This is a genomic window from Streptomyces sp. JB150 (genome assembly GCF_011193355.1).
GTDB lineage: Bacteria > Actinomycetota > Actinomycetes > Streptomycetales > Streptomycetaceae > Streptomyces.
Window position 1 is genome coordinate 3,749,803 of the sequence record NZ_CP049780.1, and the last position, 23,500, is coordinate 3,773,302.

A 23,500-nucleotide genomic window follows, 5' to 3' on the forward strand; every position below is an offset into this window, starting at 1 on the left:
CCCCGTATGTGAGGCTGACCCCATGGCCGTCGTACGTGATCTGCGCGTCCTGCTCCGCTTCCGGAACTTCCGGCGACTGCTCGCCGTACGACTGCTCTCCCAGGGCGCCGACGGCGTCTACCAGGTCGGCCTCGCCACGTACGTCGTCTTCTCCCCGGAGAGACAGGCCTCACCCGCCGCGATCGCCTCCGCCATGGCGGTGCTGCTGCTCCCGTACTCCCTGGTGGGCCCGTTCGCGGGCGTGCTCCTCGACCGCTGGCGCCGCCGCCAGGTCTTCCTCTACGGCAATGTGCTGCGCGCCCTGCTGGCCACGGGCACCGCGCTTCTGATGACCAGCCACGTCCCGGACTGGCTCTTCTACGTCTCCGCCCTCTGTGTCACCGCCGTCAACCGCTTCGTGCTCTCCGGCCTGTCCGCCGCGCTGCCGCGCGTGGTCGACGCCGAGCGCCTGGTGATGGCCAACTCCCTTTCGCCGACCGCCGGGACCCTGGCCGCGACCGCGGGCGGCGGCCTCGCCTTCGTCGTACGGCTGGCCGGGTCCGACTCCGACGCGGCAGTGGTGCTGCTGGGCGCCGCACTGTACCTGTGCGGCGCCGCCGCCTCCCTGCGCATGCACCGTGACCTGCTGGGGCCGGATCCCGAGCAGGTCCGTCCCCGCCTCGGGGCGGCTCTGTCCGGCACCCTGCGCGACCTCCGGGCGGGCGTGCGCCATCTCGCGGGACCCGCCCGCCGGGAAGCCGCCTGGGCACTGGCGTCGATGACGCTGATGCGCTTCTGCTACGGCGCGCTCACGGTGATGCTGCTGATGCTCTGCCGGTACGCGCTGACGTCGGACACCGACGACGGACTCACCCTGCTGGGGCTGGCCCTCGGCGTCTCCGGTGCCGGATTCTTCGTCGCCGCCGTGCTGACGCCCTGGGCCGCCGGGCGGCTCGGGCCCGGCCGCTGGATCGTCGTCTGCGCGGCCGCGGCCGCCGTGCTGGAGCCGGCCCTGGGACTGCCCTTCGCCACCGGCCCGCTCCTCGTGGCGGCCTTCGTGCTCGGGCTGACCACCCAGGGCGCCAAGATCGCGACGGACACCGTCGTCCAGTCCTCGGTCGAGGACGGCTTCCGCGGCCGGGCCTTCTCCGTCTACGACGTCCTGTTCAACGTCGCCTTCGTCGGAGCGGCCGGCGTGGCCGCCCTGATGCTGCCCCCGGACGGCCGCTCCACGGCACTGGTGGTCCTCGTCGCTCTGACCTACGCGACGGTTGCTGTGGCTATGGCCCGCTTTGAGCGCCGCTGAGTGTCACATCAAGGCCACAGACCCACTCCCTGGTATGGCGATGTCAGTGGTGGCCGATACCTTACGTGGGTCTTATTCGATCTTTATGCGCGTCGTTCTTCCGCGTCACGCACCCAGTTCCCAGGGGGATCCCCAAGTGACCACTCCGCCGCCCCAGGGCAACCCGTTCGCGCAGGGCCAGCCCCAGGGGCAGAACCCGTACGGCCAGCAGCCCAGCTTCCCGCAGCAGGGCGCCGCGCCCTACGCCCCCGTTCCGGAGCAGCCCCGCCGCAAGCTCAGCTTCAAGACGATCAAGAACATCGTCATCGTGATCGCGGTCGCCTCCGTGGCCATCGGCGGCTTCATAGCCAGCCGGGACGACGCCAACACCGCAGCCGTCGGTGACTGCATGCACCGCGGCAGCACCGACGACAACAACCCGGACCTCGAGGTTGTCGACTGCAAGGACGCCAAGGCCGAGTTTGTCGTGCTGGCCAAGGTCGAGGGCTCGTACTCCGCGCTCACCGCCGAGTCCGCGTGTTCTAAAGAAGCCAAGGACTTCCAGTACTCGTACACCGAGTCCGGTGACGGCAGCGACTTCCTGCTCTGCCTGAAGGACTACAAGAAGTAAGGCGGGCAGGGAGAGGGGCGATGTTTCACGTGGAACATCGCCCCTCTTCACATCCGGGAGTCCCGGTGAGTGCTGTGCGGAGGTCGTGTTTCACGTGAAACACGACCTCGTTTCACACCCTCAGCTTCGCTCGGCCCACCACTCCTTGAGCGCCGCGACCGCCTCGTCGTGCCCCATCGGCCCGTTCTCCAGCCGCAGCTCCAGCATGTGCTTGTAGGCCTGGCCGACCTCGGGGCCCGGCTTGATGCCCAGGATTTCCATGATCTGGTTGCCGTCGAGGTCGGGCCGGATCGCGTCCAGCTCCTCCTGCTCCTGGAGCTGGGCGATGCGCTCCTCCAGACCGTCGTACGCCCGGGAGAGCGCGGCTGCCTTGCGCTTGTTCCGCGTCGTGCAGTCCGAGCGGGTCAGCTTGTGCAGCCGCTCCAGGAGATGGCCCGCGTCCCGGACGTAGCGGCGCACCGCCGAGTCGGTCCACTCTCCCGTGCCGTAGCCGTGGAAGCGCAGGTGCAGCTCCACCAGCCGGGAGACGTCCTTGATCAGCTCGTTAGAGTACTTCAGCGCGGTCATGCGCTTCTTGGTCATCTTCGCCCCGACCACCTCGTGGTGGTGGAACGAGACGCGGCCGTCCTTCTCGAAGCGGCGGGTGCGCGGCTTGCCGATGTCGTGCAGCAGCGCCGCCAGCCGGAGCGTCAGGTCCGGGCCGTCCTCCTCCAGCGCGATCGCCTGCTCCAGGACGATCAGCGTGTGCTCGTAGACGTCCTTGTGCCGGTGGTGCTCGTCGCTCTCCAGACGCAGGGCCGGCAGCTCGGGCAGCACATACCCGGCCAGCCCGGTGTCCACGAGCAGCGTGAGCCCCTTGCGCGGATGGGCGGAGAGGATGAGCTTGTTCAGCTCGTCCCGCACCCGCTCGGCCGAGACGATCTCGATCCGCCCGGCCATCTCCGTCATCGCCGTGACGACCTCGGGAGCCACCTCGAAGTCGAGCTGCGCGGCGAAACGCGCGGCCCGCATCATCCGCAGCGGATCGTCCGAGAAGGACTCCTCGGGCGTCCCCGGGGTGCGCAGCACCCGCGCCGCGAGATCGTCGAGCCCGCCGTACGGGTCGATGAACGTCTTCTCCGGCAGGGCCACCGCCATCGCGTTGACGGTGAAGTCACGCCGGACGAGGTCCTCCTCGATGGAGTCGCCGTACGAGACCTCCGGCTTGCGGGACGTCCGGTCGTAGGCCTCCGACCGGTAGGTGGTCACCTCGATCTGGTAACCGTCCTTCTGCGCCCCGACCGTGCCGAAGGCGATGCCGACGTCCCAGACGGCGTCCGCCCAGGGCCGCACGATCTTCAGCACGTCCTCGGGGCGGGCGTCGGTCGTGAAGTCCAGGTCGTTGCCGAGCCGGCCGAGCAGCGCGTCCCGGACCGAGCCGCCGACCAGGGCGAGAGAGAACCCGGCCTCCTGGAATCGGCGAGCGAGGTCATCGGCGACCGGGGCGACCTGCAGCGGCTCGGTCACCGCACGGTCCTGCTCCTGGGTCACGGCGCTGGTGATTTCTTCCTTGGCGTTCGGCACAACAGAAGAGGGTACGTGGCCTGGGGCACCGCGGGCGCGCCGATTGTTCCCGCCTGGACCGGGCCGCCGATACCCGCCCAAGGCAAGCCCTTGCGACGTTCTCCAGCGCTCCCGCCGATACGTACGCATTCGGGGCGGTGGCCCGCAGTCCCCCGATCTTGTGGCACGGTCCGCGGCACTTCCCCTCAGCGCGCATCGTTACCATGCGTGGACGCACATTCCGACGACCACTGACGACGACGAGGGACGGGCGAGCGCGTGGCCGAGGCGGCAGACATCCAGGGGACGTGTCCCTCACCTGCCCGCCGGCGGCTGCTGCGCGCCGGAGCACTGCTGGCGGGGGCACCCCTCCTGGCCGGCCTGTGCCAGCTGTCCGCCGCGCCGGCCGCGGACGCCGCCGCCCGGACCACCGCGAAGGCCGCCTCCGGCTCACGCACGGTGGCCGTCGCCCTCGACTCGTTCAGCCCGGCCGCCCCCACGGACGGTGACACCCTCACCGTCTCCGGCACGGTGACCAACAAGGGCAAGGAAACGATCACCGACGCCCATGTGGACCTGCGGGTGGGCGAGGAACTGACCACCCGCTCGGGGATCGACACCGCCGCCAAGAACGGCGCATACGTTCCGGGCTCCGACGGCAGGGAAGTCGGCGGGGACTACACCCAGGCGTTCGACCAGCTCACCCCGGGCGTCTCCGAGCACTTCAGCATCTCGGTGCCGGTCGACGAGCTGGACCTCGGTGACGAGGGCGTCTACTCGCTCGGTGTCTCGCTGACCGGCGAGACCGCCTCGCGGCCCTGGGACGAGGTGCTGGGCTTCCAGCGGACCTTCCTGCCCTGGCAGCCCGACGAGGCGGAACCGAGGACCAGAACGACGTTCCTGTGGCCGCTGGTCTCCACGGCGCACATGACGGCCGAGACCGGCTCCAACGAGCAGCAGACCCCGGTCTTCCTCAACGAGGACCTCGCCGCGGAGATCGCCCCCGGCGGCCGGCTGGCGCAGATGGTGGCGCTCGGCAAGGACCTGGACGTCACCTGGGTGATCGACCCGGACCTGCTGGCCTCCGTCGACGCGATGACGCGCAGCTACGAGGTGCGGGCCGGCGACGACACCGTCCCGGGCAGCCGGCAGGCGGTCGCCAACCAGTGGCTCGCCGAGCTGCAGAAGGCGGTGGCCGGCAAGGAGGTCGTGGCGCTGCCCTACGCCGATCCGGATCTCGCCTCCCTCGCCCACCACGGCACGGACGTCACCGGCTCGCTGAGCCAGTACAAGGCGGCCACGGACGTCGCCGCCACCACCGTGGAGTCGATCCTCCACGTGCAGCCGAGCACCGACTTCGCCTGGCCCGTCGACGGTGCGATCGACCCGTCGATCGTGAAGGTCGCCACCTCCGCGGGTGCCGACCGGGTCATCACGCGCAGCGACAGCCTCGAGGAGAGCGGCGCCCTGCCGTACACGCCGTCCGCGGCCCGCCCCATCGGCGGCGGCACCACCGCGGTCGTCGCGGACGCCCGGCTGTCCACCGCCTTCGAGGCGGATCTGACGAAGGCGTCCGCGGGCACGCTCGCCGTGCAGCGGTTCCTCGCGCAGAGCCTCGCCGTGAACCAGCAGACGGACAAGCAGCGCAGCATCGTCGTCGCCCCGCAGCGCATGCCGAGCGCGAGCCAGGCGCGGGCGATGGCGCAGGCGATCACGGCTCTCCAGGGCGGCACCTGGACCGAGACGCAGGAGCTGAGCGCCGCCGCCGAGGCCAAGCCGGACGCCCGGGCCACCAGGAAGGTGCCGCCCGCCTCGGCGTACCCGTCGGCGCTGCGCAAGCGGGAACTGCCCCGTGAGGCGTTCGAGCAGATCGCGACCACGCAGGACAAGCTCGACGACTTCCGGGTGATCCTCTCCTTCCCGCTGCGCGTGGCGACGCCGTTCGGGCGGGCCATAAACCGCGAGATGTCCACGTCGTGGCACGGCCGTGGCGCCGAGGCGCAGAGCTACCGCGACGGCGTGGAGGACTACCTCGACGACCTCGCCAAGCAGGTCAAGCTGATCGACAAGTCGGAGACCAAGCTCTCCGGCCGCAGCGCCACCATCCCGGTGACCGTGCAGAACAACCTGGTGCAGGGCGTCGACAACCTGGTGCTGCGGCTCACCTCCACCAGCCCCACCCGCCTGGAGATCGGCGGCAAGGCCTACGCCGAGCAGCGCGTCTCCGTCTCCGGCGGGCACAGCCAGTCGGTGAAGTTCGACACCTCCGCCAACGCCAACGGCCGGGTGACGGTGATCGCCCAGCTGTTCACCGAAGACGGGCAGCCGTACGGTGAGGCCGTCCAGTTCGACGTGAAGGTCACCGAGATCACGGCCACTGTGATGCTCGTCATCGGCGGCGGCGTGCTGCTGCTGGTCCTCGCCGGTTTCCGGATGTACACCCAGCGCAAGCGGGCGGCCGCCCGGCAGGCCGAGGAGGACGGTCAGGAACCGGCGGACGCGCCGGCGGAGACGACGAAGGACACGTCGGCTGACGCGTCGGCGGACGCGGTGACGGGCGGCCCGGCGGACGCGCGGCACTCCGCGCGCACGCCCGAGAACCCGGAAGACCCCGACGACCGTCACACCGAGGAGTCGGGCACCCGGCCCGGGGCAGGCGACCCGGAGCAGCCGAGTGACCCGACACCGGACACCCCAGCGGAAAACGCCGACCCGTCCGGCGCGGGTGAGAGAGTGGACCGTTGAGGATGTCGTGGCCGGTGGGCCCGGGACGATGAGGTGGGGTAAGCATGAACGCGCCGTACGACGGTGACCGCGGCCAGGCCGTGGGCAGCTCGGGCTTCCCCGAGGGCCCGCCGCCCGAGCACGGCCAGGTACCGCCGCAGCACCCGGCGGACATGTACCTCCAGGACGCCTACGAGCAGGACCCGTACCGGGCGCAGGACCTCACCGCCCAGGACCCGGTCGCCGAGGCGCTGTACGACCGCGCCGCGCACCCCCCGCCGCCCCCGGGCACGTACCCGCCGCCGCAGCAGCTGTACGCCCAGCCTCCGCAGTCGCCGTACGCCCCCGACCCGAACGTGTGGGCGCAGACCCCGGCACCCGAGCCCGACGGCGCCACCCAGTACCTGCCGTACGGCGACGACCCCCGCACCACCCAGTACGTCGGCGTCGACGACCTGGTCACCCAGGCCGGCGGTCAGCGCCACGAGCACGACGCCTTCGCCCACCTCTTCCGCGACCAGCAGCAGGGCACCGCGCGCCCGGCGACGGACCACCCGGGCGTGCCCGGACCGGCCGCCGCACCCGGCACCGGACACGGACAGGGACCGGCGCCGCAGTACCCCTCGCCCGGGCAGTACCAGGCGCAGGAGGGCCAGTACCCCGTACCGGAGCAGCAGGAGCCCCAGGACCCGGCTCCGGCGCCCGCGCCCGCGGCCGCCGCCCCGAAGAAGGGCGGCCGTGCGGCCGGTCTGCTGAAGTCGAGTGCCGTGATGGCGGCGGGCACGATGGTCTCGCGGGTGACCGGGTTCATCCGCTCCGCGATGATCGTCTCGGCGCTGGGCCTGATGCTCCTCGGCGAGTCCTTCCAAGTGGCCTACCAGCTGCCGACGATGATCTACATCCTGACCGTCGGCGGCGGCTTGAACTCCGTGTTCGTCCCGCAGCTCGTGCGCGCCATGAAGGACGACGAGGACGGCGGCGAGGCCTACGCCAACCGGCTGCTCACCCTGGTCATGGTGGCCCTCGGCGCTCTCACCGCCCTCGCCATGCTCGGCGCCCCTCTTCTGGTCCGTGCCCTGTCGAACCCGCTGGCCTCCAATCCCGCCGCGTTCGACGTGGCCGTCACCTTCACCCGTTACTTCTTGCCCTCGATCTTCTTCATGGGCATCCACGTGGTGATGGGCCAGATCCTCAACGCCCGTGGCCGCTTCGGCGCCATGATGTGGACCCCGGTCCTGAACAACCTCGTCATCATCGTGACGCTGGGACTGTTCCTGTTCGTGTACGGCACCGCCGAACACTCCGGCATGACCGTCGAGAACATCCCGCCGGAGGGCGTCCGTCTGCTGGGCATCGGCGTCCTGCTCGGCCTCGTCGTCCAGGCCCTCGCGATGATCCCGTACCTCCGGGAGACCGGGTTCAAGCTGCGCCTGCGCTTCGACTGGAAGGGCCACGGTCTCGGCAAGGCGGCAATGCTCGCCAAGTGGACCATCCTGTTCGTCCTCGCGAACCAAGCGGGCGCATTGGTCGTCACGCAGCTGGCCACCGCCTCGGTCGTGGACACCGGGATCGACGGAACCGGCTTCAGCGCCTACGCCAACGCCCAGCTCATCTGGGGCCTGCCGCAGGCCATCATCACCGTCTCCCTCATGGCCGCCCTGCTGCCGCGGCTCTCCCGCTCGGCTGCCGAGGACGACAGCGGCGCCGTCCGCGACGACATCTCCCAGGGCCTGCGGACGACCGCGGTCGCGATCGTTCCCATCGCCTTCGGCTTCCTCGCGCTCGGGGTGCCGATGTGCACCCTGATCTTCGGCAGCTCGGGCACCGACGCGGCCACGAACATGGGCTACATGCTGATGGCCTTCGGCCTCGGCCTGATCCCGTACTCCGTGCAGTACGTCGTGCTGCGCGCCTTCTACGCCTACGAGGACACCCGGACCCCCTTCTACAACACGGTCATCGTCGCTGCGGTCAACGCGGGCGCGTCCGTGCTCTGTTACCTGCTGCTGCCCGCCCGCTGGGCCGTGGTCGGCATGGCCGCCTCGTACGGCCTGGCCTATGTCACCGGAGTCGGTGTCGCCTGGCGCAGACTGCGCAAGCGGCTGGGCGGCGACCTCGACGGCTCGCGCGTGCTGCGGACGTACGCCCGGCTGAGCATCGCCTCGGTGCCGGCGGCCCTGCTGAGCGGGGCGGCCTGTTACGGCATCACCCAGGCCCTCGGCCAGGGCGCCCTCGGCTCCTTCGCCGCACTGCTGGCCGGTGGGGCGGTACTGCTGGGCATCTTCTTCGTGGCCGCCCGCCGGATGCGCATCGAGGAGCTGAACTCGCTGGTCGGCATGGTGCGCGGCCGCCTGGGCCGCTGAGACGGGAGGCAGGGGCACAACCTTCGACCGCCACCGTGTGTCGTGCATAGCGGCGGACTGTGGGCACAATTGGTTTCGGCGTCGGACGGCGCGCACGGGGTCGTACGGCGCGCATTGGATGGGGAGGCAGGAACGACGGTGGCGGAACGGAGCACGGCTGCCGTCGACGTGGCAGACAACAGCGGCGAGGAGCCGCTGACCGCCAAGGCGGATCAGGCGGACCAGTCCACGGCCGACGGGGTGGCCCAGAAGCGGGAGCGGGACACGGAACGAAACGAGGCACAGGGAAGTGACGGGATCGAAGGTCCCGTGAAGAAGGCCTCGCCGCCCGAGCTGCACAGCGGCCACAAGCTCGCCAGACGCTACCGGCTCGAGGAGTGCGTCACCCGTCTGGACGGTTTCAGCAGTTGGCGCGCGGTCGACGAGAAACTGCGCCGCGCCGTCGGCGTCCATGTGCTGCCCGCCGACCACACCCGTGCCCGTGCCGTGCTGGCCGCGGCCCGCTCCTCCGCGCTGCTGGGCGACCCCCGGTTCGTCCAGGTCCTCGACGCCGTCGAGGAGAACGACCTCGTGTACGTGGTCCACGAATGGCTGCCCGACGCCACCGAGCTGACCACGCTGCTCTCCGCCGGGCCGCTGGAGCCGCACGACGCCTACCAGCTGGTCAGCCAGGTCGCCTCCGCCATGGCCGCCGCACACCGCGAGGGCCTGGCCCATCTGCGCCTCAACCCCAACGCCGTGCTGCGCACCTCCACCGGCCAGTGGCGGATCCGCGGCCTCGCCGTCAACGCCGCGCTGCGCGGCATCAGCTCCGACACCCCGCAGCAAGCCGACACGGAAGCCATCGGCGCCCTGCTGTACGCCGCGCTCACCCAGCGCTGGCCCTACGAGAACGACGCCTACGGCCTGTCCGGGCTGCCCAAGGACGTCGGCCTGATCGCCCCGGACCAGGTACGCGCCGGTGTCCACCGGGGCCTGTCGGAACTCGCCATGCGCGCGCTCGCCAACGACGGCGCCACCGCCTCCCGTCACGAGTCCCCCTGCACCACGCCGGAGGAACTGGTCAAGGCGATCGGGGAGATGCCCCGCATCCGCCCGCCGGAGCCGACGTTCACCGCCCCGCCGGAGTACCAGCGCACCACCTACCAGCAGGGCACGTACGGCCGCACCGCGCCGCATCCCGGCGTCACCCAGCCGGTCGCCACCCCGCCGCCCCCGTTGCAGAGCCGCACCGGCAAGGCCCTCAAGTGGGCCGTCTCCGCCCTGTTGATCGCCGCCCTCGGACTGGGCAGCTGGCAGCTCGCGGACGCCCTGATGGACCAGGGCGGCAAGGCCGACGACCCGAACCAGACGCAGACGACGGACAGCGAGGACAAGAACACCGCGAAGCCGAAGAAGCCGCAGCCGATCGCCATCCAGCAGGCCCGCGACTTCGACCCGTTCGGCAAGGACGGATCCGAGAAGCCCGGCGACATAAGCAAGGTCTACGACGGCACTCCCGGCACGTACTGGCAGACGGACTACTACCTGGGCGCCAAGTTCGGCAATCTCAAGAGCGGCGTCGGCGTCATCCTCGACCTCGGCAAGGTCCAGGAGGTCGGCAACGTGTCGGTCACCTTCGTGGGCAGCACCTCGGTCGAGCTGCGGGCTGCCGAGGGGGACGCGGAGCCGCAGACCTTCGACGCCTACGCCAGGGTCGCGGGCGGCGCGGGCACCACGGTGCAGCTGAAGCCCGGCAAGGAACTCAAGGCCCGCTACCTGCTGGTGTGGCTGACCGAGCTGCCGCTCCAGGCGGACAGCGGCCAGTACCGCGGCAGGGTCGTCGACATCAAGGTGACCAGCTGAAAGGGCGGGGGCGGGGGCGTGCGGAGCGACCATCACGATGCACCTGACGAGGTCCTTCTGGCGCGCCACGTCGCCGGCGACCCCCAAGCCTTCGGGGAGCTGGTCCGGCGTCACCGGGACCGGCTCTGGGCCGTCGCCCTGCGCACCCTCGGCGATCGCGAGGAGGCGGCCGACGCGGTGCAGGACGCTCTCGTCTCGGCCTTTCGCGCCGCCCACACCTTCCAGGGCAAATCGGCCGTCACGACGTGGCTGCACAGGATCACGGTGAACGCCTGCCTGGACCACGCCCGCAAGGCCGCCTCCCGCAAGACGGCACCCGTCGACGACACCGAGCGCCTGGAACAGCTGCTGGAGCCGCACGAGTCGGCCTCGGCGCCCGCCGAGCGCAACGATCTGCACCGGCAGCTCCTGGAGGCGCTCGGCACGCTTCCGCCCGACCAGCGCGCCGCGCTCGTCCTGGTCGACATGCAGGGCTACCCGGTCGCCGAGGCCGCCCGCGTGCTGGACGTACCGACCGGGACGGTCAAGAGCCGCTGCGCCCGCGGCAGAGCGAAACTGCTGCCCCTGCTCACCCATCTGCGGCCGGAGAACACCGCTGCCGGCACACCACCGGATGAGGAGCGGAACCGGACTCAGGGGACATCCGTCCCACCGGCAGCGGGCCCACGCGACGGAAGCCCGCGACACACCGGGTCGAGCGATTCAGCTGCTGTGAAGGGCGGAGGTGGGCGAGCGTGACTTCCACGACGGACGCGGCCGGGCACCCGGACGTCACCGAGATCTCCGACTTCACCGAGGGCCTGCTTCCTCCCTCCCGCACCACGGACATACGACGGCATCTGGACGCGTGCGGGCTGTGCGCCGACGTCCACGCCTCGCTGGAAGAGATCCGGGGCCTGCTGGGCACCCTGCCGGGCCCTCCGCGCATGCCCGCCGATGTCGCGGGCCGGATCGATGCCGCCCTCGCCGCGGAGGCCCTGCTGAACGCCTCGGCGCCCGAGCCGGCGACGGAGGACGGTGTCGGCGAACCGGCGGCGGAGGACAGCACCGGCAAGCCGGTGACCACCGGCAGCCTCATGTCCGACGCGTCCGCCACGCACAGCGGCCCAGACACCACTGCCGCGCCCGACACCACTGCCGCGTCCGGCACCCGCAGCGACGACGGCGCCCGTGTTTCACGTGAAACATCCACCGTCACCGACCGCCCTGCCGGTCGCGCCCATGTCTCCTCCACCGGACCCGGCCGCAAGAACCGTGGCGACCGCAGAGACCGCGGAACCCGCAGGCTCGGTGGCCGTCGCAGGGCGGCCGTCCTGGGCGCCGCTCTCTCGGCTGCCGCGCTGGGGCTCGGTTCCGTCCTGTGGACGTCTCTGAGTGGCACCGAGCCGGGCACCTCGGCCCACGAGCGCCAGACCACCGCCGCGGACACCTTCGCCGAGGGACGACTCGAGACACAGGTCGCGGACCTCCTCGCCGAGCAGGACGGCACCCGGAAGGGCTCGCGCAGCCCGGACCGGGGCATCGAGACCACCCCCGGCTCCGGTCAGCCCCGCGTCTTCCAGCACCCCACCGCAGACGTCCCCGACTGCGTCCAGCAGGGCATCGGACAGCAGGGCGAAGCCCTCGCCACTGAGGAAGGCGTCTACCAGGGGACGGACGCGCTGCTCGTCGTCCTCGCCGACGGCTCCGACCCCGCACGGGTGACCGCCTACATCGTCGAGTCGACGTGTGTGAAGGAGCCCGCGGCGGGTGCGGCAAAGGTGCTGTTGAAGAAGTCCTACGCACGCTGAGGCAGCGCCTCGTGCGTTCCTCGTCCTCGGGACCGCGTCTCGTATAGCGGTCACCCGCCCGTGTGCCCGGCCACAGCGGGAATGCGCGCCCCTTAGGATCCGTTGGGTGGGGTGAGAGTTCTGAAAGGAGCTCCACCGGTCAAACGACGCCGTCCAGAGACGAGGAAACAAGCCGTGAGCGACGTCCGTAACGTGATCATCATCGGCTCCGGGCCCGCCGGCTACACCGCGGCGCTGTACACCGCGCGCGCGTCACTGAAGCCGCTGGTGTTCGAGGGCGCCGTCACCGCGGGTGGTGCCCTGATGAACACCACCGACGTGGAAAACTTCCCGGGCTTCCGCGACGGCATCATGGGTCCCGAGCTCATGGAGAACATGCGCGCTCAGGCCGAACGCTTCGGTGCCGAGCTCGTCCCGGACGACATCGTCTCCGTCGATCTGACCGGTGAGATCAAGACCGTCACGGACACCGCCGGCACCGTCCACCGGGCGAAGGCCGTCATCGTCGCCACCGGCTCCCAGCACCGCAAGCTCGGCCTGCCCAACGAGGACGCCCTGTCCGGCCGCGGTGTCTCCTGGTGTGCCACCTGCGACGGCTTCTTCTTCAGGGACCACGACATCGCCGTGATCGGTGGCGGTGACACCGCGATGGAGGAGGCCACCTTCCTCTCGCGCTTCGCCAAGTCGGTGACGGTCGTCCACCGCCGGGACACCCTGCGCGCCTCCAAGGCGATGCAGGAGCGCGCCTTCGCCGACCCGAAGATCACGTTCGTCTGGGACAGCGAGGTCGCGGAGATCCAGGGTGATCAGAAGCTGTCCGGTCTGAAGCTGCGCAACCTCAAGACCGGCGAGTTCTCCGATCTTCCGGTTACCGGTCTCTTCATCGCGATCGGCCACGACCCGCGCACCGAGCTCTTCAAGGGCCAGCTCGACCTGGACGAGGAGGGCTACCTGAAGGTGGACGCGCCCTCCACCCGGACCAACGTGACCGGTGTCTTCGGCGCCGGTGACGTGGTGGACCACACCTACCGTCAGGCGATCACCGCAGCCGGTACCGGCTGCTCCGCCGCTCTCGACGCCGAGCGCTTCCTCGCTTCCCTCGCGGACAACGAGCAGAAGGCCGAGCCCGAGAAGACCACTGTCTGACCCATCCGCCCCACGCATCATCAGTTAAGGAGCCCGCCGTGGCCGGCACCCTCAAGAACGTGACCGACGACACCTTCGAGCAGGACGTCCTCAAGAGCGACAAGCCCGTCCTGGTGGACTTCTGGGCCGCCTGGTGCGGTCCGTGCCGCCAGATCGCGCCGTCCCTGGAGGCGATCGCCGCCGAGTACGGCGACAAGATCGAGGTCGTCAAGCTGAACATCGACGAGAACCCGGGTACGGCCGCCAAGTACGGCGTCATGTCGATCCCCACCCTGAACGTCTACCAGGGTGGCGAGGTCGCGAAGACCATCGTCGGCGCCAAGCCGAAGGCCGCGATCATCCGCGACCTCGAGGACTTCATCGCCGAGTGACGTCCACGGGAACGATCGACGTTTCACGTGAAACACGAATGGGCCGGCCCTCACGGGCCGGCCCATTCGTGTGAGAGAACCGGGACAGGCAATCGCTAGAGCGGTCGCAGCGCCGGCTCCTTCTGCACCGCGCCGAGCAGCCGGTCCAGTGCCATCTCCACGTCTTCCTTCCACGAGAGCGTCGTTCTGAGTTCCAGTCGCAGTCGTGGATGCGCGGGATGCTGCCGGACGGTCTTGAAGCCCACGGCCAGGAGGTGGTCGGCAGGCAGGACACAGGCGGGTTGCTTCCAGCGGGCGTCGCCGAACGCCTCGATCGCCTTGAAGCCGCGACGCAGCAAGTCCTTGGCCACCGTCTGCACCATCACCCGGCCCAGACCCTGCCCCTGGAAACCCGGCAGGATGAACGCCGTGATCAGCTGAACCGCGTCAGGCGACACCGGGCTCGTGGGGAACGCCGCCGAGCGGGGCACGTAGGCCGGGGGCGCGTAGAGCACGAATCCCGCCGGTACGTCGTCGACGTAGACCACCCGTCCGCAGGAGCCCCAGTCCAGCAGCACGGCGGAGATCCAGGATTCCTTCTCCAACGCGGCGGTACCCGCCTTCACCGCCGTAGCGCCGCTGACCGGGTCCAGCTCCCAGAAGACACAGGAACGGCAGCGCTGTGGAAGATCTTGAAGATTGTCCAGTGTGAGCGGTACGAGCCGACGCCCCATGAAGGCTGTTCCTCGCTTCCTTGTCCGCTCCCTACCCACACGCATGGTAGCCACGAAGCGATTCCATCGATACCGGCAAAAAGCAAAGTGCGGGTCGTGTTCCGGTACACACCGGACACGACCCGCACAGCTCCGGGGAGGAGCGATACAGAGGGGGAAGCTCAGCCCTCGGTCTCCTCGCCGTCGCTCTCCAGCAGGCTCTTCTGGAGGACCGGGCCCTCGCCCGGGGCCAGCGTGCTGAGGATGCGCTCCAGATCTTCCACCGAGGCGAACTCGACAGTGATCTTGCCCTTCTTCTGGCCCAGGTCGACCTTCACCCGCGTCTCGAAGCGATCGGAAAGCCGGGTGGCCAGCTCGTTGAGCGCCGGCGAGACCAGGGAGCCGGCCCGGGGGCCCTTGGCCCGCTGCGTCGCCTTGGGCCGCGATCCCATCAGGGTCACGATCTCCTCGACGGCCCGCACAGACAGCCCCTCGGCCACGATCCGGTGAGCCAGCTTGTCCTGCTCCTCCGAGTCCTCCACGGAGAGCAGGGCCCTCGCGTGCCCGGCGGAGAGCACTCCGGCGGCCACCCGGCGCTGGACCGCCGGGGAGAGCTTCAGCAGACGCAGAGTGTTGGAGACCTGCGGACGGGACCGACCGATGCGGTCCGCCAACTGGTCGTGCGTGCAGTTGAAGTCCTTCAGCAGCTGGTCGTAGGCTGCGGCCTCTTCCAGCGGGTTCAGCTGCGCGCGGTGCAGGTTCTCCAGAAGAGCGTCGAGGAGAAGCTTCTCGTCCTCCGTCGCTCGCACAATTGCCGGGATGGCCTCCAGACCCGCTTCTCGGCAGGCCCGCCAGCGCCGCTCGCCCATGATCAGCTCATAGCGCCCGGGACCCAGCTGCCGCACGACGACCGGCTGGAGCAGGCCCACCTCCCTGATGGAGGTGACCAGCTCGGCGAGCGCGTCTTCGTCGAAGACCTCACGCGGCTGCCGCGGGTTGGGCGTGATGGCGTCGAGCGGAATCTCGGCAAAGTGGGCGCCCACAGGAGGAGCGGGCGAGTCCGCAGCGCCGTTGACCGACAGCTCCTCTGTTTCACGTGAAACAGGCGGCAGCGTGGCCACCTTCGCCGCGGCCACCCCGCGGTCACTCGTCAGCACCGGGACGGCCGCGGGAGAGGACGATCCGACGCTCCCCCCAGCACCCCCTACGACACCCACCGCGGTCTGCGCCGGCGTCTTCTCGGTCGGGGCCGCAGGGATCAGTGCCCCGAGTCCACGGCCCAGCCCCCTCCGTCGCTCGCTCACTGGATCCCCTCCACCATGCTCTGATCGTTCTGAGCGCCGATGCGCGCGTGCGTCCCGTCATAGCCGACGCTGATGCCCGCGCCCCTCAGCGCGATTTCCCGTGCCGCCTCAAGGTAGGAGAGGGCACCGCTCGATCCAGGATCGTAGGTCAGTACCGTCTGCCCATAGCTCGGCGCCTCGGAGATACGGACCGAGCGGGGAATGCTCGTCCGCAGCACCTCGTCGCCGAAGTGATTGCGCACCTCTTCCGCGACCTGGGACGCGAGGCGCGTCCGGCCGTCGTACATGGTGAGCAGGATCGTCGATACATGCAGGGCGGGGTTGAGGTGCCCCCGCACCAGGTCGACATTGCGCAGCAGCTGCCCCAAGCCTTCCAGCGCGTAGTACTCGCACTGGATCGGGATCAGGACCTCCTGGCCGGCGACCATCGCGTTGACCGTCAGCAGGCCGAGCGAGGGCGGGCAGTCGATGAGGATGTAGTCCAGCGGCTGCTCGTACGCCTGGATGGCTCGCTGGAGACGGCTCTCCCGTGCCACCAGGGACACCAGCTCGATCTCCGCACCGGCGAGATCGATCGTGGCGGGAGCACAGAAGAGACCCTCGACGTCGACGACTGGCTGGACGACCTCCGAGAGCGGCCTGCTCTCGACCAGCACGTCATAGATGGACGGAACCTCGGCGTGATGGTCGATCCCCAGAGCAGTGGACGCGTTGCCCTGCGGATCCAGGTCGATCACCAGGACCCGGCTGCCGTGCAGAGCCAGCGAAGCAGCCAGGTTGACGGTCGTCGTGGTCTTGCCCACGCCGCCCTTCTGGTTGGCGACCACGATGACGCGGGTCTGCTCGGGCCGTGGCAGGCCCTCGCCGGCGCGGCCCAGAGCCTCGACCGCCAGTTGGGCAGCACGACCGATGGGAGTGTCGTCCATCGGAGGCGGTGTTTCACGTGAAACATCCGCTCCCGTCGACTCGGTACGGGGACCGGGGACCGGATCGGTCATCGGTCCCGCGATGTTGGCGTCGGACCGCAAGGATTCACTCTCCTCGACTTCAGGCTCGCGATGAACAGAGCCTCCCATGCCTTCAGGGTGGTGAACCAGTGAGGCCTGGTCTTCTGTGGAGAAATCCACCTCTGTGGACAACTCCGTGCCCCCGGAGAGGGATGGGGCGTCGGAGGGAACAGGGGCATCGGAGGAAACGGGAGCCTCGTCGAGGGACCCGAGAGGCTTACGGTCGCGGGGTTCGGCCGCAGCGCGGCCGCGGCTGATGATGCCGTGCAGCAGTGAGCGACGTTTCACGTGAAACACGATGCACAGCGGCTGCGGCCGAACTGCCGCGACACTCCGTGATGCGTAGGTTGGGCAGCTTGTGTGGAGTACGCCTCGTCGACCGGGGCGATCAGCGGCGTCGGCGTGCGCGGCCGGTCCGGGCCGCCTTGGCACGCTTGGCCGCGAAGCGGACGCCGCCGGGGCTCTCACCGACCTCCACCCGCACGACCGTGGACATCGGATCGACGACCCCCTCACCCACATGCAGGATCGAGGTCTCGACCGCGCCGAGCTTGCTCAGCGCCGTGGCGGCTGCCTTCAGCTCCTCCTCGGCGGTGTCGCCCTTGAGCGCCAGCATCTCGCCGTAGGGCCGCAGCAGCGGGATGCCCCAGGTGGCCAGCCGGTCCAGCGGAGCCACGGCGCGGGCCGTCACCACATGGACGGGAGGCAGCTTGCCCATGACCTCCTCGGCCCGGCCACGGACCACGGTCACATGATCCAGGCCCAGCAGTTCCACGACCTCGGTCAGGAAGTTGGTCCGCCGCAGCAGCGGCTCCAGGAGCGTGATCTTCAGGTCCTCCCGGACCAGCGCCAGCGGGATGCCGGGCAGGCCGGCACCCGAGCCGACGTCGCACACCGTCACCCCCTCGGGCACGACCTCCGAGAGCACCGCGCAGTTCAGCAGGTGCCTCTCCCAGAGGCGGGGCACCTCACGCGGGCCGATGAGCCCCCGCCGTACTCCTGCCTCGGCGAGAAGCTCGGCGTATCGGACCGCATCCGCGAAGCGATCACCGAATACGTCACGAGCCTGCTCGGGAGCAGGGGGGAGCTCAGCTGCCTCCGTCACGGGGACCGTCCTTCCGTACCGCATCGGCGCGCTGAGCGCCGACCTCCAGAACTACCAGGCTGACAAAGTTCGGCCCCGCCTGCGCAACAGACGGGGCCGGAGGAACGTGCGTACCGAATCAGTTGGGCAACACGACGACGAAGCGCTGCGGCTCCTCGCCCTCGGACTCGCTGCGCAGTCCGGCGGCCTTGACCGCGTCGTGGACGACCTTGCGCTCGAACGGAGTCATCGGCTTCATCTTCACGGGCTCGCCGCTGCTCTTGGCCTCGGCGGCGGCCTTGGCGCCCAGCTCGGACAGCTCGGAGCGCTTCTTGGCGCGGTAGCCGGCGATGTCGAGCATCAGGCGGCTGCGGTCCCCGGTCTCCCGGTGCACGGCCAGCCGGGTGAGTTCCTGAAGGGCCTCCAGGACCTCGCCGTCGCGGCCGACCAGCTTCTGCAGGTCGCGGCTGCCCGTGTCGCTGATGATCGAGACAGAGGCGCGGTCGCCCTCGACGTCCATGTCGATGTCGCCGTCGAGGTCGGCGATGTCCAGCAGACCCTCGAGGTAGTCCGCGGCGATCTCACCCTCCTGCTCCAGGCGGGTCAGGGTGTCTGCACCCTCGGCAGCGGCGGAGGTGGTGCCTTCCGTCACGGGATGGACTCCTTCTTACTTCTTGGACGGGGACTTGGGCCGCTGCGGACCCTTGCGCTGACCGGACTGGGCCCGGCTGCGGGAGCCGCCGGACTTGGACGCCGCCTTCCCGGTGGAACCCGCGGGGGTGTCGCCCTGGGGCTCGTCGGACTTGATCAGCGACGTCTTCTCACCGCCGCCCGCAGGCTTGGGCGGGGTCGCCTGGCGCTTGGACTTGGGCTGCCGCTTGGGCTGCTGCCGCCTGGCGGCGGTGGTGGCGGTCGTCGTACCGTCCTCGTTCTCCGCGACGACGGTGCTCTCGCTCTTCACCACGGTGCCGTCGGCCTGAGCGGCGAGCCCGGCCTTGGACAGACCGTTGATGAACTTGCGCTCGTACTCGTTGCGGTCACGGCCCTTGGCGACGATGGCCTTCACGATGGCCTTGTCGCGGCGCCGGCTGACCTTGCCGCGGTGCGTGACGTGCTTGTACAGGCGCTCCAGGTAGGCGGACTGGGCCTTGGAACCCGGGGTCGGGTTGTTGTGGATGACGTACATCTGCTGGCCCATGGTCCACACGTTGGTGGTCAGCCAGTAGACGAGGACACCGACCGGGAAGTTGATGCCGAAGACGGCGAAGATGACCGGGAAGACGTACATCAGCATCTTCTGCTGCTGCATGAACGGCGTCTTCACCGTGGTGTCGACGTTCTTCGTCATCAGCTGGCGCTGCGTGTAGAACTGCGACAGCGACATCAGAATGATCATGATGGCGGTGACGACCCGCACATCGGTGATCGAGGAGCCGAGCGCTTCGACCTTGCCGGAGCTGTCGGTGAACTTCGCGGCGAGCGGGGCACCGAAGATGTGGGCCTTCTGCGCGCTCTCCAGCAGCCGTTCGTTGATCACGCCGATGGTGTCGTTCGACGCGATGCTGTTGAGCACGTGGTACAGGGCGAAGAAGAACGGCGACTGCGCCAGGATGGGAAGGCACGAGGAGAGCGGGTTGGTGCCCGTCTCCTTGTACAGCTTCATCATCTCTTCGGACTGGCGCTGCCGGTCGTTCTTGTAGCGCTCCTGGATCTTCTTCATCTCCGGCTGGAGCGTCTGCATGGCCCGGGTCGCCTTGATCTGCTTCACAAAAAGCGGGATCAGGCAGATACGGATCAGGATCACCAGGGACACGATGGACAGGCCCCAGGCCCAGCCCGTGTCCGGGCCGAAGAGCGCACCGTACAGCTTGTGGAACTGGACGATGACCCACGAGACGGGCGTGGTGATGAAGCTGAAGAGGCTGGCAATCGTGTCCACTAATCATGCTCCTTGGGCATGGGACGAGGTCTCTGCGGCCGGGCTCGAGACATTGTCGTCGGTGGCCGTTTCGGCGGCGGAGGGCCCGCCCTTCCGTGCGCGCCAGGCGTCGCGCAGCATCTCGTGCCACCGTGGACGCTTGCGCGGCGGGACATGGTCCACGCCGCCCAGCGACCACGGATTGCAACGCAGGATGCGCCAGGCCGTGAGTGCGGTGCCCTTGAGAGCCCCGTGCCGGTCGATGGCCGTGTAGCCGTAGTGGGAACACGACGGGTAGTACTTGCACACCGGCCCGAGCAGCGGGCTGATGGTCCACTGGTAGAGCTTGATCAGCGCCAGCAGCGGGTACTTCATCGCGCGCCCCCTCCCAGCAGCCGCTGCAGAGCGGCGTCCAGGTCTCGGGCCAGTTGTGCGTGGTCGGCGTCACCCGCTGCGGGCAACGCGCGTACGACTACCAGGCTACCGGGGGGAAGCTGAGCGACTCGATCGCGCATCAGATGGCGAAGTCTGCGCTTCACCTTGTTGCGGACGACCGCACCGCCCACAGCCTTGCTCACGACGAAACCCGCACGCGTCGGGGGAGCGCTCTCCCCAGGCGCGTGCGGGTCCGTGGCACCGCTTCGAAGGTGGACGACGAGGAGTGGGCGTCCTGCCCGGCGTCCTCGTCGTACCGCGGTCGCGAAGTCCTCGCGCCGCCTCAGCCGGTTCTCGGTGGGCAGCACGATGTCATGACCTGACCGGGATCAGGCGGACAGACGGGCGCGACCCTTGCTGCGGCGGGACGCGAGAATCGCGCGGCCGGCACGGGTGCGCATACGCAGCCGGAAGCCGTGGGTCTTCGCGCGACGACGGTTGTTCGGCTGGAAGGTGCGCTTGCTCACTCGGGGGCTCCAGAAAGAAATCGGTGGTGGCGGGGTGCCGTCCTGGCTGTCACCGTGCGCCCACGAGTAGCTCGCGTTACGCCCGAGTGCACCGCTTTCCGATCACCGGACTACCCCCACGGTGGCGGGGACGTGATCTGTGCCCATCGGAGGCAGGCGGCAGCAGCCATCGACAACTCGACCTGGTTACGGTACGCGGGGCTACGCCATCCGGTCAAACCGGCAGCGAGTGAGGGACACTATCCACAGGCTGGGGACAACAACTTGAACCGCAAGGGTCGCCCTGACTACCGTGGCTGGACTCCGATTCGTTCCCTTATCCCTACCGACCCGGTTTTTCATCCCGACCCGTCCCACAACCACACGTTCGTGGGACCTGTGAGAGAGCGTGCCCTGTGGCTGACGTACCTGCCGATCTTGCCGCAGTGTGGCCACGTGTACTCGAGCAGCTCCTCGGCGAGGGCCGCGGACAGGGTGTCGAGGCCAAGGACGAGCACTGGATCCGGCGCTGCCAGCCGCTGGCGCTGGTCGCCGACACGGCGCTGCTCGCCGTGCCGAACGAGTTCGCGAAGGGTGTGCTGGAGGGCCGCCTGGCGCCGGTCGTGAGCGAGACGCTGAGCCGTGAGTGCGGCCGCCCGATCCGGATCGCGATCACCGTCGACGACTCCGCGGGCGAGCCCCCGGCCCCGCCGGCGCCTCCGGCCCAGTCGCGCTACGAGGAGTCGCGCTACGAGGAGCCCGAGCTTCCGTCGAGCCCGTACGAGGGCGGCTACGGCCGCCACCGCGCGGAGCCGCTGCCCGGCACCGGCGACGACCAGCTGCCCACCGCGCGCCCCGCCTACCCGGCGGAGTACCAGCGCCCCGAGCCGGGCGCGTGGCCGCGGTCGGCGCAGGACGAGTACGGCTGGCAGCAGCAGCGCCTCGGCTTCCCCGAGCGCGACCCGTACGCGACGCCGCCACAGGACGCGTACCGCTCGCGCGCCCAGGACTCCTACGGGCCGTCCGGCCAGGAGTCGTACGGGTCCTCCGGGAACGACACCTACGGGTCCCAGGTCTCCGACGGCTACGGCGGCAAGCCGGGCGAGGGGTACGGTGCGCCGTCTCCGGAGTACCGTCCACAGGGTGTGGAGCGTCCGACGTACGACCAGCGGCGTTCCGACTACGAGCCGTCGCGCGGTGACTACGACCAGCAGGGTGCCCGCCGCGAGCTGCCGGAGCCGCCGGACGGCCCGCCCGTGCACCGCGGCCCGGCCGGTACCGCGCTGCCCTCCGCGAGCGGCGCACCCGGTCCGCTGGCCGCGCAGCCCGCGCCGGCGACCGGCCCCGGCGAGCCGACCGCGCGGCTGAACCCGAAGTACCTCTTCGACACCTTCGTCATCGGCGCCTCGAACCGCTTCGCGCACGCGGCCGCGGTGGCCGTCGCCGAGGCGCCGGCGAAGGCGTACAACCCGCTGTTCATCTACGGCGAGTCCGGGCTCGGCAAGACGCACCTGCTGCACGCGATCGGACACTACGCGCGGAGCCTGTACCCGGGCACGCGCGTGCGGTACGTGAGCTCGGAGGAGTTCACCAACGAGTTCATCAACTCCATCCGGGACGGCAAGGGCGACAGCTTCCGCAAGCGCTACCGCGAGATGGACATCCTGCTCGTCGACGACATCCAGTTCCTCGCGGACAAGGAGTCGACGCAGGAGGAGTTCTTCCACACCTTCAACACGCTGCACAACGCGAACAAGCAGATCGTGCTGTCCTCCGACCGGCCGCCGAAGCAGCTGGTCACGCTGGAGGACCGGCTGCGGAACCGGTTCGAGTGGGGTCTGATCACCGACGTCCAGCCCCCGGAGCTGGAGACGCGGATCGCGATCCTGCGCAAGAAGGCGGTGCAGGAGCAGCTGAACGCGCCGCCGGAGGTGCTGGAGTTCATCGCCTCGCGGATCTCGCGCAACATCCGCGAGCTGGAGGGCGCGCTGATCCGGGTGACGGCGTTCGCGTCGCTCAACCGGCAGCCGGTCGACCTGGGCCTGACGGAGATCGTCCTCAAGGACCTGATCCCCGGCGGCGAGGACTCGGCGCCCGAGATCACCTCGACGGCGATCATGGGCGCCACGGCGGACTACTTCGGGCTGACCGTCGAGGATCTGTGCGGCACCTCGCGCGGGCGGGCGCTGGTCACCGCGCGGCAGATCGCCATGTACCTGTGCCGTGAGCTGACGGATCTGTCGCTGCCGAAGATCGGCGCGCTGTTCGGCGGCCGCGACCACACCACGGTGATGCACGCCGACCGCAAGATCCGCAATCTGATGGCCGAGCGGCGCTCGATCTACAACCAGGTGACCGAGCTGACGAACCGCATCAAGAACGGCTGACACGCGCCGCGTACGGCGGTGAGGGCGCCTCCGGAGGAGATCCGGGGGCGCCCTTCGTCGTGCCGGCCTTTGTCGTGCTGCCCTTCGTCGCGGCGCCCCGCGCGCGGGGCGCCGCGACGCGCGCGGGGCGCGGCCGGCGGGCGAGGAGCCCTCAGCCAGGCCCGCGGAGGCGGCCGCCGTGCCCCCTGCCGAGGCTCCCGCCGCACCCGCACGGCCTCCCAGAGCACCCCCTGGAGTCCCGATCGCGCCCGCGAAGGCGCTCCCAGCCCTTCCGCCCCCCTCCCGCCGGCCACCCCGTGTTCGATTTCCTGCCGGGTTACGGCCGCCCTCCACAGATCCGGCGACTTTTTTCCGTCCACACGCTGGGGACTGCCGAGTTGTCCAGATTGCATCCACAGGCGAGCCTGTTGAAGGACCATCAGACCAGGTCAGCCCGCTGTGGATTCGTGGACGAACGATCTCCACAGGGTGTGGACAGCGCGATGGTCCACACCCTGTGCACGGAGTTGTCCACCGGCAACCCACAGCCTGGGGGCGGTTGTCCCCAGCGA

At 69.8% G+C, this 23,500-nt stretch carries 20 protein-coding genes; 10 read left to right on the forward strand and 10 right to left on the reverse strand.

The window, feature by feature from the left end:
• Positions 1-22 precede the first annotated feature (22 nt).
• Positions 23-1,285 (forward strand): MFS transporter, encoded by a 1,263-nt coding sequence (locus G7Z13_RS17535; protein WP_166000419.1) that lies wholly within the window; start codon positions 23-25, stop codon positions 1,283-1,285.
• Positions 1,286-1,421: 136 nt separating this feature from the next.
• Complete coding sequence (locus G7Z13_RS17540) at positions 1,422-1,895, forward strand: hypothetical protein (RefSeq protein ID WP_166000421.1); 474 nt, start codon at positions 1,422-1,424, stop codon at positions 1,893-1,895.
• 120 nt (positions 1,896-2,015) lie between these two features.
• Here the strand turns inward: G7Z13_RS17540 and G7Z13_RS17545 are convergent, their stop codons facing one another.
• Complete coding sequence (locus G7Z13_RS17545; RefSeq protein WP_166000423.1) at positions 2,016-3,458, reverse strand: CCA tRNA nucleotidyltransferase; 1,443 nt, start codon at positions 3,456-3,458, stop codon at positions 2,016-2,018.
• A gap of 258 nt (positions 3,459-3,716) precedes the next feature.
• Between G7Z13_RS17545 and G7Z13_RS17550 the strand changes: the two genes are divergently transcribed.
• The 7 genes from G7Z13_RS17550 (at position 3,717) to trxA (ending at position 13,676) form a co-directional block, all read left to right on the forward strand.
• Positions 3,717-6,182, forward strand: coding sequence for a DUF6049 family protein (locus G7Z13_RS17550; protein ID WP_166000424.1), 2,466 nt, complete (start codon positions 3,717-3,719; stop codon positions 6,180-6,182).
• A 44-nt stretch (positions 6,183-6,226) separates the two neighbouring features.
• Positions 6,227-8,524 carry a murein biosynthesis integral membrane protein MurJ gene (gene murJ, locus G7Z13_RS17555; RefSeq protein ID WP_166000426.1) on the forward strand — a complete coding sequence of 766 codons (2,298 nt, stop codon included), beginning with the start codon at positions 6,227-6,229 and terminating at the stop codon, positions 8,522-8,524.
• 138 nt (positions 8,525-8,662) lie between these two features.
• Entirely contained in the window at positions 8,663-10,369 is a 1,707-nt protein-coding gene (locus tag G7Z13_RS17560; protein WP_166000428.1) for a protein kinase family protein, read from the forward strand.
• An 18-nt stretch (positions 10,370-10,387) separates the two neighbouring features.
• Positions 10,388-11,107: an RNA polymerase sigma factor SigM gene (gene sigM, locus G7Z13_RS17565; protein ID WP_166000431.1), complete on the forward strand. Its 720-nt coding sequence runs from the start codon at positions 10,388-10,390 to the stop codon at positions 11,105-11,107.
• Positions 11,104-12,159, forward strand: a complete 1,056-nt coding sequence (locus G7Z13_RS17570) for a hypothetical protein (RefSeq protein ID WP_166000432.1) — start codon at positions 11,104-11,106, stop codon at positions 12,157-12,159. The genes sigM and G7Z13_RS17570 overlap by 4 nt, the downstream gene beginning before the upstream one ends.
• A 174-nt stretch (positions 12,160-12,333) precedes the next feature.
• Positions 12,334-13,305 (forward strand): thioredoxin-disulfide reductase, encoded by a 972-nt coding sequence (gene trxB / locus G7Z13_RS17575; RefSeq protein ID WP_166000434.1) that lies wholly within the window; start codon positions 12,334-12,336, stop codon positions 13,303-13,305.
• Positions 13,306-13,343: 38 nt separating this feature from the next.
• Positions 13,344-13,676, forward strand: a complete 333-nt coding sequence (trxA, locus tag G7Z13_RS17580) for a thioredoxin (protein WP_166000436.1) — start codon at positions 13,344-13,346, stop codon at positions 13,674-13,676.
• Positions 13,677-13,771: 95 nt separating this feature from the next.
• Here trxA and G7Z13_RS17585 read toward each other — a convergent pair whose 3' ends face one another.
• From G7Z13_RS17585 to rpmH, 9 genes are all read right to left on the reverse strand, one after another.
• Entirely contained in the window at positions 13,772-14,389 is a 618-nt protein-coding gene (locus G7Z13_RS17585) for a GNAT family N-acetyltransferase (protein WP_166000438.1), read from the reverse strand.
• Between the two features lie 161 nt (positions 14,390-14,550).
• On the reverse strand, positions 14,551-15,672 hold the full coding sequence (locus G7Z13_RS17590; protein WP_166000440.1) for a ParB/RepB/Spo0J family partition protein: 1,122 nt from the start codon (positions 15,670-15,672) through the stop codon (positions 14,551-14,553).
• Complete coding sequence (locus tag G7Z13_RS17595) at positions 15,669-16,748, reverse strand: ParA family protein (protein ID WP_166005037.1); 1,080 nt, start codon at positions 16,746-16,748, stop codon at positions 15,669-15,671. Before G7Z13_RS17595 ends, G7Z13_RS17590 begins: the two co-directional genes overlap by 4 nt.
• 319 nt (positions 16,749-17,067) lie before the next feature.
• Positions 17,068-17,784 carry a 16S rRNA (guanine(527)-N(7))-methyltransferase RsmG gene (gene rsmG / locus G7Z13_RS17600; protein ID WP_166000442.1) on the reverse strand — a complete coding sequence of 239 codons (717 nt, stop codon included), beginning with the start codon at positions 17,782-17,784 and terminating at the stop codon, positions 17,068-17,070.
• A 118-nt stretch (positions 17,785-17,902) separates the two neighbouring features.
• The gene (locus tag G7Z13_RS17605) at positions 17,903-18,415 is read right to left on the reverse strand and encodes a R3H domain-containing nucleic acid-binding protein (protein WP_166000444.1); all 513 of its coding nucleotides are present in this window, start codon (positions 18,413-18,415) and stop codon (positions 17,903-17,905) included.
• Positions 18,416-18,430: 15 nt separating this feature from the next.
• Positions 18,431-19,702 (reverse strand): membrane protein insertase YidC, encoded by a 1,272-nt coding sequence (yidC, locus tag G7Z13_RS17610; protein WP_166000446.1) that lies wholly within the window; start codon positions 19,700-19,702, stop codon positions 18,431-18,433.
• 3 nt (positions 19,703-19,705) lie between these two features.
• The gene (yidD, locus tag G7Z13_RS17615; protein WP_166000448.1) at positions 19,706-20,056 is read right to left on the reverse strand and encodes a membrane protein insertion efficiency factor YidD; all 351 of its coding nucleotides are present in this window, start codon (positions 20,054-20,056) and stop codon (positions 19,706-19,708) included.
• A complete protein-coding gene (gene rnpA, locus G7Z13_RS17620; RefSeq protein ID WP_166000449.1) occupies positions 20,053-20,424 on the reverse strand; it encodes a ribonuclease P protein component in 372 nt (123 codons plus the stop codon). The genes yidD and rnpA overlap by 4 nt, the downstream gene beginning before the upstream one ends.
• A gap of 21 nt (positions 20,425-20,445) precedes the next feature.
• Positions 20,446-20,583, reverse strand: coding sequence for a 50S ribosomal protein L34 (rpmH, locus tag G7Z13_RS17625; RefSeq protein WP_003956500.1), 138 nt, complete (start codon positions 20,581-20,583; stop codon positions 20,446-20,448).
• A 395-nt stretch (positions 20,584-20,978) separates the two neighbouring features.
• Between rpmH and dnaA the strand changes: the two genes are divergently transcribed.
• Entirely contained in the window at positions 20,979-22,949 is a 1,971-nt protein-coding gene (dnaA, locus tag G7Z13_RS17630) for a chromosomal replication initiator protein DnaA (protein WP_166000451.1), read from the forward strand.
• Positions 22,950-23,500: the final 551 nt, after the last annotated feature.

Excerpts from the sequence above, each read along its gene's own strand:
- G7Z13_RS17535 (WP_166000419.1), top strand. The coding sequence starts at position 23 with ATGGCCGTCGTACGTGATCTGCGCGTCCTGCTCCGCTTCCGGAACTTC.
- murJ (WP_166000426.1), top strand. The coding sequence starts at position 6,227 with ATGAACGCGCCGTACGACGGTGACCGCGGCCAGGCCGTGGGCAGCTCG.
- G7Z13_RS17585 (WP_166000438.1), bottom strand. The coding sequence starts at position 14,389 with ATGGGGCGTCGGCTCGTACCGCTCACACTGGACAATCTTCAAGATCTT.
- G7Z13_RS17595 (WP_166005037.1), bottom strand. The coding sequence starts at position 16,748 with ATGGGAGGCTCTGTTCATCGCGAGCCTGAAGTCGAGGAGAGTGAATCC.
- yidD (WP_166000448.1), bottom strand. The coding sequence starts at position 20,056 with ATGAAGTACCCGCTGCTGGCGCTGATCAAGCTCTACCAGTGGACCATC.